Origin of the sequence: Collinsella sp. AF05-9 (assembly GCF_003465595.1) — a bacterium.
Lineage (GTDB): Bacteria > Actinomycetota > Coriobacteriia > Coriobacteriales > Coriobacteriaceae > Collinsella.
In genome coordinates this window covers 1-474 of sequence record NZ_QSBB01000032.1, presented here as the reverse complement: position 1 = coordinate 474, position 474 = coordinate 1, and the positions used below count along the sequence as shown (strand labels likewise).

The 474-nt window shown below is 66.0% G+C and carries 1 protein-coding gene and 1 tRNA gene; both read right to left on the bottom strand.

Features of this window, described 5'->3' with window-relative positions; translation table 11 throughout:
* On the bottom strand, positions 1-128 hold a 128-nt coding region (locus tag DWV43_RS10415), incomplete at its 3' end, for an ATP-binding cassette domain-containing protein (protein ID WP_199412161.1).
* A gap of 75 nt (positions 129-203) precedes the next feature.
* A tRNA-Ala gene (locus DWV43_RS08325) sits at positions 204-276 on the bottom strand.
* Between the last annotated feature and the right edge of the window lie 198 nt (positions 277-474).

Below are 474 nucleotides of genomic sequence, written 5' to 3'. Positions count from 1 at the left end.
GTGGTTTTGCCGGCGCCGTTAGGGCCCACGAGCGCGAAGCGCTCGCCGGGGTTGATCTGGAAGGACGCGCCGCTAAAGAGGACGCGCGCGCCGAAGCTTTTTTCGATCTTGTCGACCAGGAGGATCATGCTGCCGCCTTTGACCTTGTGTGCCTATATGAAAAAAGGCCCCAACTTGCGTTGGAGCCTCATTCAATGCTCGGGTGGAGACGAGGGGGATCGAACCCCTGACCTCTTGACTGCCAGTCAAGCGCTCTCCCAGCTGAGCTACGCCCCCGTGCGAAGAAGTACTATACGGGAACTCGGACGGCGATGCAAGGACAATTTCGGAAAAACTTTCCGGGGGCGCGGGCGCCGGAGCCCCGTGGGGTCGCGACGGCGGAGACCAGCGCCCGCGGGGCCGATGCGGGCGGGCAGCGCTGCCGCCGCCCGCCTATCAGGCTCCACTCCGGTCGCCCCCGGGACCCCCCCCCCC